Source organism: Halomonas mongoliensis, assembly GCF_052496345.1.
Window position 1 is genome coordinate 1901269 of the sequence record NZ_CP199288.1, and the last position, 16322, is coordinate 1917590.

A 16322-nucleotide genomic window follows, 5' to 3' on the forward strand; every position below is an offset into this window, starting at 1 on the left:
ACTTACTATAACAATGGCTAAAAAAGGAAGAGAAATGAAAACCAAATTCAAGCATAAAAAACTTCGTCTTGCCATTGCAATTTCAGCAATTATGGGAGCTTCATTTGCTGTTAGTGTTCAGGCAAATGAAAGATTCATATTCGCCCATGCAATGCCTAGCGACCACGTATTTCATTCGATATCAGAACGTTTTATCGAGCAACTAGAAGAGAGTGAAAATCTCAGTGTTGCCTATCATCCGGGGGGTGACCTAGGCGACTGGACCTCCCTCTTTGAGCAGTCAATGCAGGGCGTAGTGCCTATGTCAATCACTTGGGGAGCTTCCGAGTTTGACCAACGACTCGACCTCTCCTGGCTTGGTTATGTAGTCTCAAATTGGGAAGATGCACGTGAAGTTTATGGCCCCGGCGGCGAAATGCTGGAAGTGTATAATGAGATTTTCCATGACCTTGACCTGCATGCCATTGGTATCATTCCGACAGATTTTGGATCATTGGTTATTCGCAAAGGCGTAGGAAAAACACCTGTTAACTTCCCGGAAGATGGCCAGAATCTAAAGACCAGAGTACCACCGGTACCTATCGCCATTGATCGATTTAATAGTCTAGGTTTCGCCTCAGTCCCGATTCCTTTATCAGAAGTTTACACTGCCTTGCAGCTTGGCACTGTTGATGCACGCGCTTTCTCTACAGCAGTGGAAACTTATCAACAACGCGATGTATTGGAAACCAACGTGCTCACCAATGACTACTTTGAAACTGCCTTCTGGTTAGTCAACAAGGACTGGTGGGATGGCCTCTCTGCAGAAAATCGCGATTTTCTGCAGGATGCTGCTGATAATACCGTGCTGTGGTCTTGGGACAAGGCCGAAAGCCTAAGTAATGACTTTATTGACAAAGTGCGCGAATCTGGCATTAACGTGGTTGAGCTCAGTGACGAACAAATCGACGCAGCTGCGAAGATTGTGCATGAGACGGAGTGGCCGGTAATGGAGGAGCTCGTCGGCCCGGAGATCATGTCTAAGTTGAGGCAGGCAGCCGGTATCGAATAAGCACAGAGGCCCGCTCATGCGGGCCTTTTCCTATGGAGGACGTGATGCCTATACAAGACAAGAATCACGGCTCAGAAGAGGGACATCAGAAGAGTTCACGGCCAGAAGTCATTGCCGTCCCTGATTTTCCTGTGGGCCCCATCTACTCAGCGTTCCTCAAGCTCGAGGCTGCCTATGCTTGGCTGCTCAAAAGTTCACTTGCAGTCTTCAGCATTCTGCTGGGTGGATTGATGTTCAGCCAAGTACTGATGCGTTACCTCTTCAACTCGCCTTTTCTTGGCATTGAGGAGATCGCCTTATTGCTCGGCGCTTGGGTTTATTTTCCCGCCTTCGCCTACGCAACCCGCCAAGGAGAGCATATTCGAGGTGGAATATTAGAACTAGCAGTAAAGTCCCCCGCTCGCATACAGATGGTTAACCTCTGCATGTCGATTATTAGCATAGGCGTGTGCGCAGTATTCGGATACTTTGCCATCAAATACGCAATGTTCGACTTCGACCGTGGACGCCTCAGCTCATACATGCGCTGGCCAAGATGGCTTTGGTCCAGCTCGCTAATCGTCGGCTTTGCTGGCGCGTTGTTGGCGCTGGTCATGCAAAGCATCAATCAGTTTCTGGAACTTCGCCGTCTTAAAAACCAACAACACCAACACTAAGAGAGGACACGATGCTGATCTTTTCCCTTGCGATCGGGATCATAGTAGCGCTTTTGCTTCTGGGTATGCCGATCGCTTTTGCCTTCGGGCTCGGCGCGTTGATATACCTTCTTGCCACTGGCTCCGACATCTCCTTTCTAATCCCTTACGCATTCCAGACCACAACCAGCTTTGCTTTGCTGGCCCTTCCGCTCTTTATACTAGCCGGCATGGTGATGGCCCAGGCCGGAATTTCTAACCACCTGCTCAACTTCATCAACGCCTTCGTCGGCCGAATCAAGGGCGGCCTAGGGGCAGTGACGGTGATTACCTGTGCACTATTTGGGGCCATTTCCGGCTCTTCTTCGGCTGCCATCGCGGCGATCGGTCAAATCATGATTCCGCGTATGGTGCATGAAGGTTACCCGGTGGGGCATGCTACTTCGCTCGTTGCTTGTTCATCAGTCCTAGCATTATTAATCCCACCCTCGGTGCCGATGATAGTCTTCGCCGTGACTGGTGGACTCTCTGTAAGCGCAGCTTTTCTTTCAACAGTAATCCCTGGCGTTCTTTTGATGATAATCTACGTGGGGCTGAACTTCTTCTTTTTGCGCAACAACCCAAATATTGAGGTCGACGAGAGGCTGCCACTCCGGGAGGCAAGCCTCAAGGTGCTTAAAAGTGGCCGTAATGCAAGCTGGGCACTGCTAATGCCGGTGATCATCCTCGGCACCATCTATGGTGGGATAGCCACTCCCACCGAAGCTGCAGCCATTGCCTTAGTTTATGCGGCCTTCGCTGGCTTCGCCCTCTACCGAACTTTGAGTTACAGGGCATTCTGGAAGGGGTTGATACAAGCCGCCGTAACCATTGGCTCAATTATAGCCGTGCTCTTCTTTTTGTTCATGATGAGCCGTGCGATGATTCTGCAACAGGTACCCACACAGGTCACCACTTTCCTTCTTGGTCTCTCCGACAATCCAGTGGTCATCCTGCTTCTGATAAACCTAGTATTGTTGCTGATTGGCATGATTGTGGACGACATCTCTGGCAGCATTCTTGCTGCGATAGTGTTACTCCCCTTGGCTACTGCGATTGGCGTACACCCAATCCATTTCGCAGCAATCGTTGGCGTGAACTTGGGACTAGGTAATGTCTCACCACCCTGCGCACCTATGCTCTATATGGCAGCTGGCGTGAGTAAAATTTCGCTGGACAAGTACTTTGGAATAACCATGAAATTTCTTCTTCTAGGCCATCTTCCAATGGTAATGATTGTCACCTTTATTCCAGAGCTATCACTCGCACTGCCTAGGTGGCTCCTTGGCATTGCCTAATTGTAGGGTCCCGGATGATCAAATCGCCTATAGGAGTTATCCTTTGCTAGCCGCCAGGGAGCTTCTTCAGCAATTCATCCGGGAACAGGTTCATGGACATCAAGCTGCATAAACAAGCGACGACGACACCGAAGATCCGTGCCGAGATCCAGGCAGCCCCCTCCAGCATCACGGATAGCGAGCTGGCCCGGCAGTATGGCGTCGCTACTGCGACCATCCGGCGATGGCGTTACCGCGACGATGTCTATGACCGACCGCACACCCGTCACAACCTCCTGGCCACGCTCACACCTGAGCAGGAGGAGGTGCTGATCACAGCTCGTGAGTTCCTGCGCCTCGGCTTGGATGATCTCCTCGTCGTGGCGCGTGAGTTCCTGAATCCTGGCTTGTCACGCTCCGCCCTGCATCGCATGCTCAAGCGGCGTGAGGTGCCGACGCTGGCGGAACTGGCGCGGCAGGATGCCGGTGACGACGAGAAGCCCCGGCACAAGCCCTTCAAGGACTATGAACCGGGCTACGTGCATATCGACATCAAGCACCTGCCCCAGATGCCTGACGAGAAACAGAAGCGCTATTTGTACGTTGCCATCGACCGTGCGACACGCTGGGTCTACCTGGAGGTTCGACGCAGCCAGTCCGCGAAGGATGCTCGGGCGTTTATGAAGCAGGTGGAGAACAAGGCGCCCTTCAAGATTCAGACGGTGCTGACCGATAACGGCAAGTCGTTCACGGATCGCTTCACGCGGGCAGGTGAGCGCAAGCCCAGCGGGCGCCATCCCTTCGATCAGGAGTGCCTAGCCCACGGCATCGAGCACCGCCTGATCAAGCCGGGAAGGCCGCAAACGAATGGGATGGTGGAGCGGTTCAACGGCCGTATCAGCGACGTGCTGGCGACCCGGCGCTATACCTCAGGCGAAGACCTGGAGCAGACGCTCAAGCGATACTGCTGGCTGTACAATCACCATATCCCGCAGAAAGCGCTACATCATCAATCGCCGATCACGGCGATGAAGGAATGGCAGGCCAAGCGACCTGAGTTATTTACCAAACGGGTGGTCAATCACCCGGGACCCTACACCTAATTTTTAACCTGCCCAGAAATAGTGGGCGCTGTAGTGATTAAATGTTTGTTTCATCGCACTTTTCGGGAGGCGCGGCACGGATATTCAGGAAGAAGGAGGACGTGTCGCGGCACCTATAAATCATCCGACTGACAACCTTGGTACCCCTGCCCATGCTCTTCATGATGCTGATGATCAGCTGGTGGCGAGTGCTGGGAAAGATCATTAAGCTCGTCTTGTTCAGGATCTTTGTCGCTGTGTAGTTCACCCCTAGGGTGGTCCGCCTGACTTAGAAAGACAAAGGCATAATTGTTTTGTTTGCAATGTCGCGGTACTGTGGTGTTAGTCAAGATGGGAACACTGAAGGCCAAAGGGTGCTGCTGAAAAAAAGCCTAAGTCAAGTGAAAGTGACTGCTTGTGGGGGTGTCTTTTGAACCTTGGGAGATTGTGCGCCGATAGGTGTTCTAGAATATTGAGCTGGACTACAGCCGGCAGCGCCGGAATATAGAGATTGGGATGATCAGCCCAGAGGCCTTCGAGGCCCGAATGATCGCTTATCTCGATGTCCATAAGTGTTGGATAAAATTAGCTGAAGGAGTGCCTGCTGCTGATAATAAGGTTATTTAGGATGGCCGTGTGCTAGGTTATATGGTAGAAGGCATATAGTATTAACGGACACCAAGTGGTGCCCGTTAAGACTCTTTGAAAATAAAAGATGCTAGCTGGGAGCCGGGGGGGAATACCTAGGGAGGTGGGCTTCAAGTAACTGCGCTACATGAAGGACTTTGAGGTCTTGGAATCGAGGTCCCACGACATGAAGGCCGACCGGCAAGCCTTGGGCATCCAGGCCGCAGGGCAGCGAGGCTGCCGGCTGTTGCGTCAGGTTGAAGGGGTAGCTGAAGGGTGTCCAGTCCATCCATTCACGATAATGACCACCTGGTGGAACGTTATGCCCCGCCTCGAACGGGGCAATGGGCATGGTGGGCGTTACCAGCAGGTCATAGCGCTCATGGAACCCCTGCATCTTCGCGATGAGTTGCTCCCTGGTGCGGCAAGCGGTGAGGTAGTCGCGCAATGGAATCGCGGCACCTCGCCGGGCAATAGCCAGAAAGTCCGGATCCAGCAATGACTGCTGGGCACTATCCAGGCGCTCCAGTACCTGGCTCGCGCCGGCAAACCAGAGGGTATTGAAGACCTCCAGTGGAGAGTCGAAACCTGGATCCACCTCCTCGATCGTGGCGCCCAGCGCTTGCAGCGCTTCCACGGCTTCCCTGACGCGGGCCGCAATGTCCGGTGCGACATCCACATAGCCCAAGTCGGGGCTGAAGGCGATTCTCCATCCTGCCAGAGAGTCGGGAGGCGGGCTCAGCCAGTCATCGGCGCGCGGGTTGCCGAGATAGCCGTCTCGGGTATCGGGTTGAGCCATGACACTGAGCATCAGAGCGCTGTCGGCGGCGGTGCGGGTCATCGGGCCCAGGTGCGAGAGCAGGCTCATTGCGCTTGCCGGCCACTGAGGCACCCATCCAAAAGTGGGCTTGATGCCGAAGGTGCCGGTGAAGCTGCAGGGGATGCGAATCGAGCCGCCAGCGTCGCTGCCCTGGTGGAGCAGACCGAGGTTCAGCGCTGCCGCTGCCGCAGCGCCGCCCGAGGAGCCGCCTGGCGTCAGGCGGTGATCCCAGGGGTTGCGGGTGACACCGTGAAGGGGGTTGTCTGTCACGCCCTTCCAGCCAAACTCGGGCGAAGTGGTCTTGCCGATAATCACCGCGCCGGCTTCACGTAGGTGGCCGCTGACCGGGGCATCGGCTTCCCAGGGGCCGTCAGGACTGCTGGTCGCTGAACCGAATCGGGTCGGCATGCCAGCCGTCAGCGTCAGATCCTTGATGGTGGTGGGGATGCCGTCGAGAGGGCCGCTGGGCGTACCGGCCTGCCAGCGTGCCTCGGAAGCGCGCGCGGCGGCTAGTGCGCCCACTTCGTCTACATGGGCGAAAGCGTTGACGGCGGGGTTGTCACGACGGATGCGCGCCAGGCAGTCCTGGGTCAGCTCCACCGGCGAAAGTTCTCGGTGGCGAAACAAGCTGAGCGCCTCAACGGCGCTCAGGTCGGCGAGTTGTGTCGGAAGGGCGGTCATGGTCATGGCATATCACTCCACGGCTTCGCCTGCGATTCCGGCCTGCTCCAGCATGGCGTGAAGCAGCACGTTGCAGCCGTCATTCAAGTCGCTCGCCTTGGCATTCTCGATTTCGTTGTGACTGATGCCGTTTTCGCAGGGGACGAAGATCATGCCAGCCTGGGTGACACGCCCCATGAAGATGGCATCGTGACCGGCACCGCTGACGATATCCATGTGCGAACAGCCGATGGCTTCGGCAGCACGACGTACCGCCCCCACGCAGCTCTCGGCAAAGTGCTCCGGTAAGAAATCCGCCGTAGGCGTCAGCTCGAACGCCAAACCATGGCGTTGGCTCGTCTCCTGGATCACCTGGTGGAGCTCCTCGGCCATGGCGGTGAGTGTCTCGCTCTCGAAGTGGCGCAGGTCAATCGTCATCATTACCTGGCCGGGTATGACGTTGCGCGAGCCTGGGTGCAGGTTGACGACCCCGACCGTGCCACGGCCGTGGGGCTGATGCGCGTTGGCAATGCGGTTGACCGCTTGGGTAATCTCGGCTGCCCCGACCATCGCATCACGGCGCAGCGGCATCGGGGTCGGGCCAGCATGGGCCTCCAGCCCGGTCAGGGTAAGGTCAAACCACTTCTGGCCCAGGGCCCCCACGACGACCCCGACGGTATTGCCGGTGTCTTCCAGAAGCGGCCCTTGCTCGATATGACACTCGAAATATGCCTTGATATGGTCAGGAGTGACGCAGTCTTCCCCTCGGTAGCCAATGGCCTCAAGGGCGTCACCGGCGCTGATATTCTCGGCATCGGTGCGGGCCAGCATCTCCTCCAATGCTAGCTGGCCGGTGAAGGCCCCGGAGCCCATCATGCAGGGCGCGAAACGGCACCCCTCTTCATTACTCCAGGCGACGACCTCTATGGGGGCTCGTGTTCGGATATCATGCTGATTCAGGGTGCGAATTACTTCCAAGCCGGCCAGCACTCCGTAAACGCCGTCGAACTTGCCGCCGGTGGGCTGGCTGTCGAGGTGGCTGCCGGTCATGATGGCTGGACTGTCGGACTCCTGGCCTTCGCGGCGAGCGAAGATATTGCCAATGGCATCGATCCGGATGGTGCACCCCTCGGCGCGGCACCACTCGATAAACAGGTCTCGTGACAGGCGGTCAAGGTCGGTGAAGGCCTGGCGGTTCACGCCCCCCTTTGGGGTGGCGCCAATCTTGGCCATTTCCATGAGTGCCTGCCAGAGGCGCTCACGGTCGGTACGTAGCTCGGTAGTGGGGCGCAGAACGTTAGCAATGGTCATAGGTCGCCTCTTTGTGATTGTGTGATAGGCACGGCTTGTTGCGCTGTGCTCAGCGAGCTTGCTTGATAAGTTGCAGCAGTGGTGAGCCTTGCTCTGCGTCGAACAAGGTTTCCTGGGAGATCAGCATCTGGTCGGCCATTTCGGCCTCCAGAGCGGACATATGGGCCTCGGCATCCCGCATGTGCTCGTCCATCAGCTGGCGCACCCGCTCCTTGTCCTCATTGCGGTACGCCTCGACCAGCTCGCGGTGGTAGCGGTGGTTGGCCTCGTCGAACTGCTTGCGCTCCGGTATATAGGCCTTCTTGACGACCACCAGGTCGCGGAGCATGTCGTTGAGAAAACGACACATGAAGGCGAGCAGTGGGTTGGGGCAGGCCTTGGCCAGCAGGTTGTGAAACTCCAGCTCGAGAAAGCGCTGGCGCCGCTGATCTTCCTCGCTTGGGTGGTGGCATTCGCAGGCGTCGATATTGGCGGCAAGGCTCTCCAGCGCCTCGGGACTTAGCTTCCCCACGACGGAGACCGCCAGCTCCACCTCCAGCAGGCGACGCAGCTGATAGACCTGGTGGCCATCTAATGAGCGAAAGTGCAGGAAGTTGCGCAGCATGCGGCTGGCTGGCTCCATGCTCGGGGTGTGTAAGATCGCCCCGCCGCCCGGCCCCGTTTTCAGAGTCACTAGCCCTTCGACCTCCAGGATCTTCAGGGCTTCGCGCACCGTACCTTTGGCACAGCCGTAGAGTTCCATGAGGGTCTTTTCATTGGGAAGGCGATCGCCTTCGGTCATTCCCTCGGTCGCGATCCAGCGCTTGATGTCGTCGCTGATCAGTTCAGCCAGCTTCTGTCGACGACGCGGTATCGGGGTCTGGACCATGGATGGTTCCTTGTAAAAATGGGGCCTGCCGAGCAGGCCCCTTGAGATATATCAGCGTGCCGTAGCCGCCTCGCCAACAGGCTGAGAGGCGCCCTCCAGACGCTCCGGGTGATATTCAGCATCGTACTCTTGACGAGCCAGGGCAAAGCGCTCGACCACTTCGTGATCCTTCCGCTTGAGCACCAGGCTCAGGCCAACGAAGAGCCCACCGTTGAGTAGCAGCCCCCAGATGCCGGCATGCAGTCCCAGCGGGTTACTGACGGTAGGGCCATAGGTAAGCACCAGCACACAGAGTACGCCGGTCAGCAGGCCCCAGAAGGCTGCCATCGGATGGGCGCGACGCCAGGTGATGGCACCGATAGTTGGCACAATCAGCTGGGCGGTGCCCGCCAGGGCGGCGATGCCGATGGTCACCAGCAGGCCAGGCACGGTCAGTGCCAGGATATAGGCGGCCAAGGAGAAGGCGACCAGGGAAAGGCGGCCGATGGTCACGATGCGCGCCTGACTCGCTTTGCGGTTCACATAGCGCTGGTAGATATCCATGGTCACCACAGTTGAGACCGCATGGATCTGCGAGTTGGCGGTTGACATGGCAGCGGCAGCACCGGCAGCCATGATCAGGGAGGCGAGCAGATATGGTGCATAGTTCATCAGCATGACTGGCAGGATCTGGTCTGCATTTTCCAGGCCAGGTTCGAGCAGCACACCGGTATAGCCGGTCAGCACGGAGCCGAAGTAGGCGAAGGCCGCCAGCCCCAGCAGGAAGGGCATCAGATTGAACAGGCGCCCACTCTTCACTGAGTACATGCGCAGCCAGATCTGCGGGCCCATAAAAGCGCCGATTGCCACGATCACGAACAACGAGAACCACATGCTGTAGCCCATGTTGCCGTTGGGTCCCGGCATGGTCAGGTGGTCGGGTGAGCTCTGCTGAAGCTGAGCGAAAAGGGCAGCCGGACCACCCACCTGCTGCGAGATGTAGTAGCCGGCATACATCATGCCGAAGAACAGCAGCGCGCCGTAGATCACATCGGTCCAGGCGATCGCTCGTATACCACCAATCCACACGTAAACGATGATGATGAAGTAGAAGAGCAGGGCTGCCAGCCAGAAGGGAATAGCGCCACCGGAAGCCACCTCGATCAGGTAGGCGCCGCCGGTCAGCTGGATCTGCAGATAGGGCACTGTAAACACCAGAGTGATCAAGACGACCAGAATGCGCAGTGCCTCGCTGTTATAGAAATCGCCCATCAGGTCGGATGGGGTCAGATAGTTGAAGCGCTTGCCCAGGAACCAGACGCGCTTACCCACCCAGTAGTACATGAAACCAAACAGTAGATTCCAAGCGAGTGCAGTCAGATAGACAGGGCCGCTGGTATAGAACGTTGCGTTCGAGCCCAGAAAGGCAAAGGCGCTCCACCAGGTGGCTGCCACTGTGAAGAAGACGGCGACGCTGCCCATCGCTCGACCTTGAACGAAGAAATCCTCGCTGGTGCCTTGAGACTTCCTGGCGGAGACCACCCCTACTAGCAGAGGAATGATCATGAACGCTGCGATGATAAAGATGCTACCGGTCATGGTGCGGCCTCCTTAACGGTTGCGCTGGGGAGCAGGCACACTGCTGCTTCCCCAATTCGTCAGGTAGGCCAGCAGGAACAGGCCGGTGAGGAAGGCCCACCAGCCGAGGTTCCAGACAAACAGGAACGGTGCTCCCATGATCATGGGGTCGATCTTGTTGGCGATCATAATCATCGGGCTTTCGAGCATCACGAAGCCCAACAGCATGCCGCCGTATATGGCAAGTTTACGTGGAGGAAGGGTCTTTCTCATCTTACATCCCCTTGTTTTGGTTGGTGGGGCGGTAATCCCTCACGGCCGATGCCGCAGGAGGGGGTACTGGTGCTGGCGCTAAGGCAATTATTGTATTTATACGTACAAATACAGGTTTAGACCTCTGGGTTGCCCCTGTCAAGCTGCTCAAGACGGTAAGCGGGCGGAATGGGGGTGTTGGCGCCATCGAGAGCTGAGCGGGGCGGCGCTGAAAGCGTTGACGGCCGGCGCCTCCATTTCTCGTCTACGTTATGGGAGAAACCCTTGATAGGGCATTCGCCCCTCAAACGCTTGAACGAGGAACAACAAGATGTTCAGGAAGACACTGCTCGTTTCCGCCATGGCGGCCGCCATGGTCGCCTCCGCTGCCCATGCCGAGACCCTGCGCTGGACCCGCTCCGCCGACGGCCTGACCCTCGATCCCCACTCCCAGAACGAGGGACCGACCCACGCGCTGAACCATCAGATCTTCGACGTGCTGATCTACCAGGACATGGACGTGGAGTACCAGCCGGGCCTGGCCACCGAGTGGCACGTGCACGAGGACGACCCCCACGTCTGGGTCTTCAAGATCCGCGAGGGGGTCACCTTCCACGAGGGCCAGGCGCTGACCGCCGATGACGTGGTCTTCTCGCTGAACCGCGCCCGCCACGAGAACGCCGACATGCGCGGCCTGCTCACCTCCATCAAGGAGGTGCGCGCCGAGGATGACTTCACGGTGCACGTGGAGACCCATGACCCCAACCCGCTGCTGCCCAACAACCTCACCAACCTCTTCATCATGAGCCGCGAGTGGGCCGAGGCGCATGGCGTCGAGGAGCCGCAGAACTACGCCGCGGGCGAGGAGACCCATGCGGTGCGCAACGCCAACGGCACCGGCCCCTTCCGGGTGGTGAGCCGCGAGCCCGACGTGCGCACCGTGCTCGAGCGCAACGACGACTACTGGGGCATCGACCACTACCCCATGGAGATCTCCGAGCTGATCTTCACTCCCATCGAGTCGGCGGCGACCCGGGTGGCGGCGCTGCTCTCCGGGGAGGTGGATCTGCTTCAGGAGACCCCGGTGCAGGATATCGAGCGCCTGGCCAACGCCCCGGGCCTGAAGAACGAGCAGGGGGCGGAGAACCGCACCATCTTCCTGGGCATGGACCTGGGCGCCATGGAGCTGCGCGCCAGCGATGCCGAGGGCAACCCCTTCGCCGATCGCCGCGTGCGCGAGGCCATCGATCTTGCCGTGGATCAGAACACCATCCAGGTGGCGGTAATGCGCGGCAACGCCCAGCCCGCCGGGATGATCGCGCCCCCCTTCGTCAACGGCTACTCCGAGGAGCTCGATGTGGTGCTGCCGGCCGACGCCGGTCGCGCCCAGCAGCTGATGGAGGAGGCGGGCTACGGCGAAGGCTTCCGGGTCACCCTGCACTGCCCCAACGACCGCTACGTCAACGACGAGCAGATCTGCCAGGCGGTGGTCAGCATGCTGGCGCGCATCGGCATCACCGTGGACCTGGTGGCCCAGACCCGCTCGCTGCACTTCGCCGAGCTGGCCCGGGAGGAGTATGACTTCTACATGCTGGGCTGGGGCGTGCCCACCATGGACTCCGAGTATGTCTTCAACTACCTCTACCACACCAAGGCGGGGGAGCGGGGCAGCTGGAACTTCACCGGCTACTCCGACGAGCGGGTCGACGAGCTGACCGTGGCCATGGGTCAGGAGACCGACGAGGAGGCGCGCAACGCCATGATCGAGGAGGCGTGGCAGATCGTGCACGACGATATCGTCTATATCCCGATCCACCACCAGATGCTCACCTGGTCGATGCGCGACGATATCGACTTCCAGGTGCAGAGCGAGAACACCCCCCACTTCAAGTACCTGAAGTTCAACCGCTGATCGTGACCGTGCCCGCTCCCCGGCGGCCATCCGCGGCCGGGGGGCGATGACGTGGAGACCCCATGCTAGCCTTCCTGATCCAGCGCGTGCTGCAGGCCATCTTCGTGATGTTCGTGGTCGCGCTCATCTCCTTCTCGCTGTTCCACTACGTCGGCGACCCGGTGCTCAACATGCTCGGCCAGGAGGCCACCGAGGCCGACCGGGCCGCCCTGCGCGCCCAGCTGGGTCTCGACCAGCCGGTGGTGGTGCAGTTCTGGCAGTTCGTCGTCAATGCCGCCCAGTTCGAGTTCGGCATCTCCTACCGTTCGGCGCGGCCGGTCACCGACCTGATCATGGAGCGCCTGCCGGCGACCCTGGAGCTCGCCATCATCTCGGCGATCTTCGCCGTGGTCATGGGTATCGTGCTCGGCATCTATACCGCCATCCAGCGGGGCAGCTGGCTGTCGAAGTTCATCATGACCGTCTCGCTGATCGGGGTGTCCTTGCCTACCTTCCTGATCGGCATCCTGCTGATCTACCTCTTCGCCGTGGAGCTGGGCTGGCTGCCCGCCTTCGGCCGCGGCCAGACGGTGCGCCTGGGCGACTGGTGGACCACCGGCCTGCTTACGACCAGCGGCCTGCGCTCGCTGATCCTGCCGGCGATCACCCTGGGGCTCTTCCAGCTCACCCTGATCATGCGCCTGGTGCGCGCCGAGATGCTCGAGGTGCTGCGTACCGACTACATCAAGTTTGCCCGGGCCCGAGGGCTCTCGAAGCGGGTGGTCAACCTGCGCCATGCGCTGAAGAACACCCTGATCCCGGTGATCACCATCATCGGCCTGCAGCTTGGCACCATCATCGCCTTCGCCATCATCACCGAGACGGTGTTCCAGTGGCCCGGGGTGGGGGCGCTATTCATCACCGCGGTGCGCTTCGTGGACATCCCGGTGATGGCCGCCTACCTGATGATGATTGCCCTGGTGTTCGTGGTCATCAACCTGGTGGTCGACCTGCTCTACTACGCCGTGGACCCGCGCCTGCGCGTGCAGGGAGGTGCCAAATGAGCCAGCAGCCCAAGCCCTCTGAGAGCGCGGCCGTCGCGGCGCCCATTGCCCCGAAGAGGCCGAGCCGGCTACGCACCTTCCTGGACAGCGATATCGTCTACTCCTGGCAGCGCCAGCCGGTGGTGATACTGGCCACCCTGGTCACCCTGACGATGTTCGCCGGCGCCCTGTTCGCCCCCTGGATCGCCCCCCAGAACCCCTTCGACCCGCGCCAGCTGGAGCTGATCGACGCCTTCACGCCGCCGCTGACCACCTCGGACTTCACCGGCAACTTCTACCTGCTGGGCAGCGACAGCCAGGGCCGCGACGTCTTCTCGGCGATTCTCTACGGCTCGCGCATCTCGCTGCTGGTGGGCTTCGCCGCGGTGCTCTTCGCCCTGGCGCTGGGCACGGCGCTGGGCCTGATGGCCGGCTTCCGCGGCGGCTGGCGCGATGCCCTGATCATGCGCATCGCCGACGTCCAGCTCACCTTCCCGTCGATCCTGATGGCCCTGCTGATCTTCGGCGTGATCCGCGGCTTCCTGCCGCGCTCCATGCACGCCGAGGTGGCGATCATCGTGCTGATCATCGCCATCGGCCTCTCCGACTGGGTGCAGTACGCCCGAGCGGTACGCGGGGCGACCATGGTGGAGAAGGGCAAGGAGTACGTGCAGGCGGCGCGGGTGATCGGCCTGCCGGACCGCCGCATCCTCTTCCAGCACATCCTGCCCAACGTGCTGCGCCCGGTGCTGGTGATCGGCACCATTGGCCTGGCGCTCGCCATCATCGCCGAGGCGACGCTCTCCTTCCTGGGGGTCGGCATGCCGGCCACCCAGCCGAGCCTGGGGACCCTGATCCGGGTCGGTCAGGACTACATGTTCTCGGGAGAGTGGTGGATCCTGCTATTCCCCGGGGTGGCGCTGCTGCTGCTGGCGCTCTCCGTCAACCTGCTGGGAGACTGGTTGCGTGATGTCCTCAACCCCAAGCTCCGCTGAACCGGGCGCCGTCGAGCAAGCGCCAGACGACCGCAACGCCGCGGCGGCGAGCCACCCGCCCGACGGCGGGCGCGAGCCGGTGCTCTCCGTGCGCCACCTGCGGGTGGAGTTCCCCACCCGCCACGCCACCCTGGTGGCCCTGGATGACGTCTCCTTCGATATCGCCCCGGGGGAGGTGCTCGGCGTGGTGGGAGAGTCCGGTGCCGGCAAGTCGATGACCGGCAACGCCGTCATCCAGCTGCTCGAGCCGCCGGGCCATATCGCCGGTGGCGAGATCCGCCTGATGGGGCGGCGCATCGACGATCTCGCCGAGGAGGCCTTCGTGCCCCTGCGCGGGCGCCATATCGGCATGATCTTCCAGGACCCGCTCACCAGCCTCAACCCGCTCTTCTCCATCGGCGACCAGCTGGTGGAGACCCTCCGCGCCCACCTGCCCATGAGCGAGAGGCAGGCCCGGGAGCGGGCGGTATCGCTGCTCACCGAGGTGGGCATTCCCGCCCCGGAGACGCGCCTGGACAGCTACCCCCACCAGTTCTCCGGCGGCATGCGCCAGCGGGTGGTGATCGCCCTGGCGCTGGCCGCGGAGCCGGAGCTGATCATCGCTGATGAGCCCACCACGGCGCTGGACGTCTCGGTTCAGGCTCAGATCCTCGCCCTGCTCAAGCGGGTCTGCGCCGAGCGCGGCGCGGCGGTGATGCTGGTCACCCACGACATGGGGGTGATCGCCGAGACCGCGGATCGCGTCGCCGTGATGTATGCGGGGCGGCTGATCGAGATCGGCCCGGTGAAGGAGGTGATCCGCCGGCCGCAGCACCCCTACAGCGAGGGGCTGATGGCCTCCATCCCGGGGCTGGCCGAGCGCCGCGAGCGGCTCTACCAGATCGAGGGCGCCATGCCGCGTCTGGCGGCGATCCCCACGGGCTGTGCCTTCAACCCGCGCTGTCCCCATGCCGTCGAGCGCTGCCGACGCGAGCGCCCCGAGCTGCTGCCCGCCGGCGCCGGCCAGGCGGCCTGCTGGCTGCACGACCCGGAGAACCCCGTGGCGCGCCGGGACGCCCCCCGCGACACCCGGGAGGTGGCCCGATGAGCCGGACGCAACCTGTTCAGACCGGGTCTCGCCAGACCGGGTCCCCCCGGACCGCCGAGGGTGGCGAGGTGCTGCTGGAGGCCACCGACCTGGCGCGCCACTTCGATGTCTCCAAGCCCTGGCTCAACCGGGTGCTGGAGCGCGCCGAGAGGCTGACACTCAAGGCCGTGGACGGGGTGAGCTTTTCCATCCGCCGCGGCGAGACCCTCGCCCTGGTGGGGGAGTCCGGCTGCGGCAAGTCCACGGTGGCGCGGCTGATCGTCGGGCTCTACGGCCTGACCCGTGGCCGGCTGGTCTTCGACGGCCAGGAGATCAGCGACCTGGCCCGGCGCAGCGGGCGCCAGGCGGCGCCGATCCGCCAGCGCTTCCAGATGATCTTCCAGGACCCCTACGCCAGCCTCAACCCGCTGTGGCGGGTGGGCACCATCATCGGCGAGCCGCTGCGCTTCTTCCGCCCCGAGATGAGCAGCGTCGACCGGCGCCGACGGGTGGGGGAGCTGCTCGAGCAGGTAGGCATGTCGGCGGCGGACGCCAACCGCTACCCCCACGAGTTCTCCGGCGGCCAGCGCCAGCGCATCTCCATCGCCCGTGCCTTGGCCAATGAGCCGGAGTTCATGGTCTGCGACGAGCCCACCTCGGCGCTGGATGTCTCGGTGCAGGCCCAGATCCTCAACCTGATGAAGGACCTGCAGCAGGAGTACGGGCTCACCTACCTCTTCATCAGCCACGACATGGCGGTGGTCAAGCACATGGCCGACCGCATCGCGGTGATGTACCTGGGGCGCATCGCCGAGATCGCCCCGTCGGATCAGCTCTTCGCCACCCCGCACCACCCCTACTCGCGGATGCTGCTGGCGGCGGTGCCGTTACTGGAGGGGGAGGGGCGCGAACGCACCGTCATCGAGGGAGAGGTGCCCAACCCCGTGCATCCGCCTTCGGGCTGCGCCTTCCATCCGCGCTGCCCCCATGCCAATGAGCGCTGCAAGGCCGAGGTGCCGGCGCTGATCGCCAGAAGCGATGGCAGCGAGGTGGCCTGCCACGCCGTGGAGGAGGGGCGTCTCGACTGATCCCGGAGCAGGAGAAATGTGAAAGCGCCGGAAACCGCTGCTTTTCCCGGCCTGGCGGCC

Annotated in this window: 14 protein-coding genes; 9 read left to right on the forward strand and 5 right to left on the reverse strand. The window is 61.0% G+C overall.

Features of this window, described 5'->3' with window-relative positions:
- Positions 1-34: 34 nt before the first annotated feature.
- The 4 genes from dctP to ACRYRV_RS08980 all read left to right on the forward strand — a co-directional run bounded on the left by dctP (position 35) and on the right by ACRYRV_RS08980 (position 4105).
- Positions 35-1051: a TRAP transporter substrate-binding protein DctP gene (gene dctP / locus ACRYRV_RS08965; RefSeq protein ID WP_444985359.1), complete on the forward strand. Its 1017-nt coding sequence runs from the start codon at positions 35-37 to the stop codon at positions 1049-1051.
- Positions 1052-1095: 44 nt separating this feature from the next.
- Complete coding sequence (locus ACRYRV_RS08970) at positions 1096-1707, forward strand: TRAP transporter small permease (RefSeq protein WP_253446795.1); 612 nt, start codon at positions 1096-1098, stop codon at positions 1705-1707.
- Positions 1708-1718: 11 nt separating this feature from the next.
- The gene (locus tag ACRYRV_RS08975; protein ID WP_444985358.1) at positions 1719-3023 is read left to right on the forward strand and encodes a TRAP transporter large permease; all 1305 of its coding nucleotides are present in this window, start codon (positions 1719-1721) and stop codon (positions 3021-3023) included.
- Between the two features lie 92 nt (positions 3024-3115).
- On the forward strand, positions 3116-4105 hold the full coding sequence (locus ACRYRV_RS08980) for an IS481 family transposase (protein ID WP_444984079.1): 990 nt from the start codon (positions 3116-3118) through the stop codon (positions 4103-4105).
- Between the two features lie 697 nt (positions 4106-4802).
- Here ACRYRV_RS08980 and ACRYRV_RS08985 read toward each other — a convergent pair.
- Genes ACRYRV_RS08985 through ACRYRV_RS09005 form a run of 5 tightly spaced genes read right to left on the reverse strand, consistent with a single transcriptional unit; the run spans position 4803 to position 10200 of the window.
- Positions 4803-6218, reverse strand: coding sequence for an amidase (locus ACRYRV_RS08985; protein ID WP_253446791.1), 1416 nt, complete (start codon positions 6216-6218; stop codon positions 4803-4805).
- 6 nt (positions 6219-6224) lie between these two features.
- Positions 6225-7502: a Zn-dependent hydrolase gene (locus ACRYRV_RS08990; RefSeq protein ID WP_253446789.1), complete on the reverse strand. Its 1278-nt coding sequence runs from the start codon at positions 7500-7502 to the stop codon at positions 6225-6227.
- Positions 7503-7551: 49 nt separating this feature from the next.
- A complete protein-coding gene (locus ACRYRV_RS08995) occupies positions 7552-8370 on the reverse strand; it encodes a FadR/GntR family transcriptional regulator (RefSeq protein WP_253446787.1) in 819 nt (272 codons plus the stop codon).
- A 51-nt stretch (positions 8371-8421) separates the two neighbouring features.
- Positions 8422-9948, reverse strand: coding sequence for a sodium:solute symporter family protein (locus ACRYRV_RS09000; RefSeq protein ID WP_253446786.1), 1527 nt, complete (start codon positions 9946-9948; stop codon positions 8422-8424).
- A 12-nt stretch (positions 9949-9960) separates the two neighbouring features.
- Positions 9961-10200 (reverse strand): hypothetical protein, encoded by a 240-nt coding sequence (locus ACRYRV_RS09005; RefSeq protein ID WP_253446784.1) that lies wholly within the window; start codon positions 10198-10200, stop codon positions 9961-9963.
- A gap of 310 nt (positions 10201-10510) precedes the next feature.
- On the opposite strand from ACRYRV_RS09005, the gene ACRYRV_RS09010 reads away from it, so the two are divergent.
- From ACRYRV_RS09010 to ACRYRV_RS09030, 5 genes are all read left to right on the forward strand, one after another.
- Complete coding sequence (locus ACRYRV_RS09010) at positions 10511-12091, forward strand: ABC transporter substrate-binding protein (RefSeq protein WP_444985357.1); 1581 nt, start codon at positions 10511-10513, stop codon at positions 12089-12091.
- A 62-nt stretch (positions 12092-12153) separates the two neighbouring features.
- Positions 12154-13134, forward strand: coding sequence for an ABC transporter permease (locus ACRYRV_RS09015; protein WP_444985356.1), 981 nt, complete (start codon positions 12154-12156; stop codon positions 13132-13134).
- A complete protein-coding gene (locus ACRYRV_RS09020) occupies positions 13131-14108 on the forward strand; it encodes an ABC transporter permease (protein ID WP_309636653.1) in 978 nt (325 codons plus the stop codon). The genes ACRYRV_RS09015 and ACRYRV_RS09020 overlap by 4 nt, the downstream gene beginning before the upstream one ends.
- Positions 14083-15195 carry an ABC transporter ATP-binding protein gene (locus ACRYRV_RS09025; RefSeq protein WP_444985355.1) on the forward strand — a complete coding sequence of 371 codons (1113 nt, stop codon included), beginning with the start codon at positions 14083-14085 and terminating at the stop codon, positions 15193-15195. The genes ACRYRV_RS09020 and ACRYRV_RS09025 overlap by 26 nt, the downstream gene beginning before the upstream one ends.
- Positions 15192-16262, forward strand: a complete 1071-nt coding sequence (locus ACRYRV_RS09030; RefSeq protein WP_444985354.1) for an ABC transporter ATP-binding protein — start codon at positions 15192-15194, stop codon at positions 16260-16262. The genes ACRYRV_RS09025 and ACRYRV_RS09030 overlap by 4 nt, the downstream gene beginning before the upstream one ends.
- The last annotated feature ends 60 nt before the right edge of the window (positions 16263-16322 follow it).

Coding starts and splice junctions, on each gene's coding strand:
- dctP (WP_444985359.1), top strand. CDS start 35: ATGAAAACCAAATTCAAGCATAAAAAACTTCGTCTTGCCATTGCAATT.
- ACRYRV_RS08970 (WP_253446795.1), top strand. CDS start 1,096: ATGCCTATACAAGACAAGAATCACGGCTCAGAAGAGGGACATCAGAAG.
- ACRYRV_RS08975 (WP_444985358.1), top strand. CDS start 1,719: ATGCTGATCTTTTCCCTTGCGATCGGGATCATAGTAGCGCTTTTGCTT.
- ACRYRV_RS08980 (WP_444984079.1), top strand. CDS start 3,116: ATGGACATCAAGCTGCATAAACAAGCGACGACGACACCGAAGATCCGT.
- ACRYRV_RS08985 (WP_253446791.1), bottom strand. CDS start 6,218: ATGACCATGACCGCCCTTCCGACACAACTCGCCGACCTGAGCGCCGTT.
- ACRYRV_RS08990 (WP_253446789.1), bottom strand. CDS start 7,502: ATGACCATTGCTAACGTTCTGCGCCCCACTACCGAGCTACGTACCGAC.
- ACRYRV_RS08995 (WP_253446787.1), bottom strand. CDS start 8,370: ATGGTCCAGACCCCGATACCGCGTCGTCGACAGAAGCTGGCTGAACTG.
- ACRYRV_RS09000 (WP_253446786.1), bottom strand. CDS start 9,948: ATGACCGGTAGCATCTTTATCATCGCAGCGTTCATGATCATTCCTCTG.
- ACRYRV_RS09005 (WP_253446784.1), bottom strand. CDS start 10,200: ATGAGAAAGACCCTTCCTCCACGTAAACTTGCCATATACGGCGGCATG.
- ACRYRV_RS09010 (WP_444985357.1), top strand. CDS start 10,511: ATGTTCAGGAAGACACTGCTCGTTTCCGCCATGGCGGCCGCCATGGTC.
- ACRYRV_RS09015 (WP_444985356.1), top strand. CDS start 12,154: ATGCTAGCCTTCCTGATCCAGCGCGTGCTGCAGGCCATCTTCGTGATG.
- ACRYRV_RS09020 (WP_309636653.1), top strand. CDS start 13,131: ATGAGCCAGCAGCCCAAGCCCTCTGAGAGCGCGGCCGTCGCGGCGCCC.
- ACRYRV_RS09025 (WP_444985355.1), top strand. CDS start 14,083: ATGTCCTCAACCCCAAGCTCCGCTGAACCGGGCGCCGTCGAGCAAGCG.
- ACRYRV_RS09030 (WP_444985354.1), top strand. CDS start 15,192: ATGAGCCGGACGCAACCTGTTCAGACCGGGTCTCGCCAGACCGGGTCC.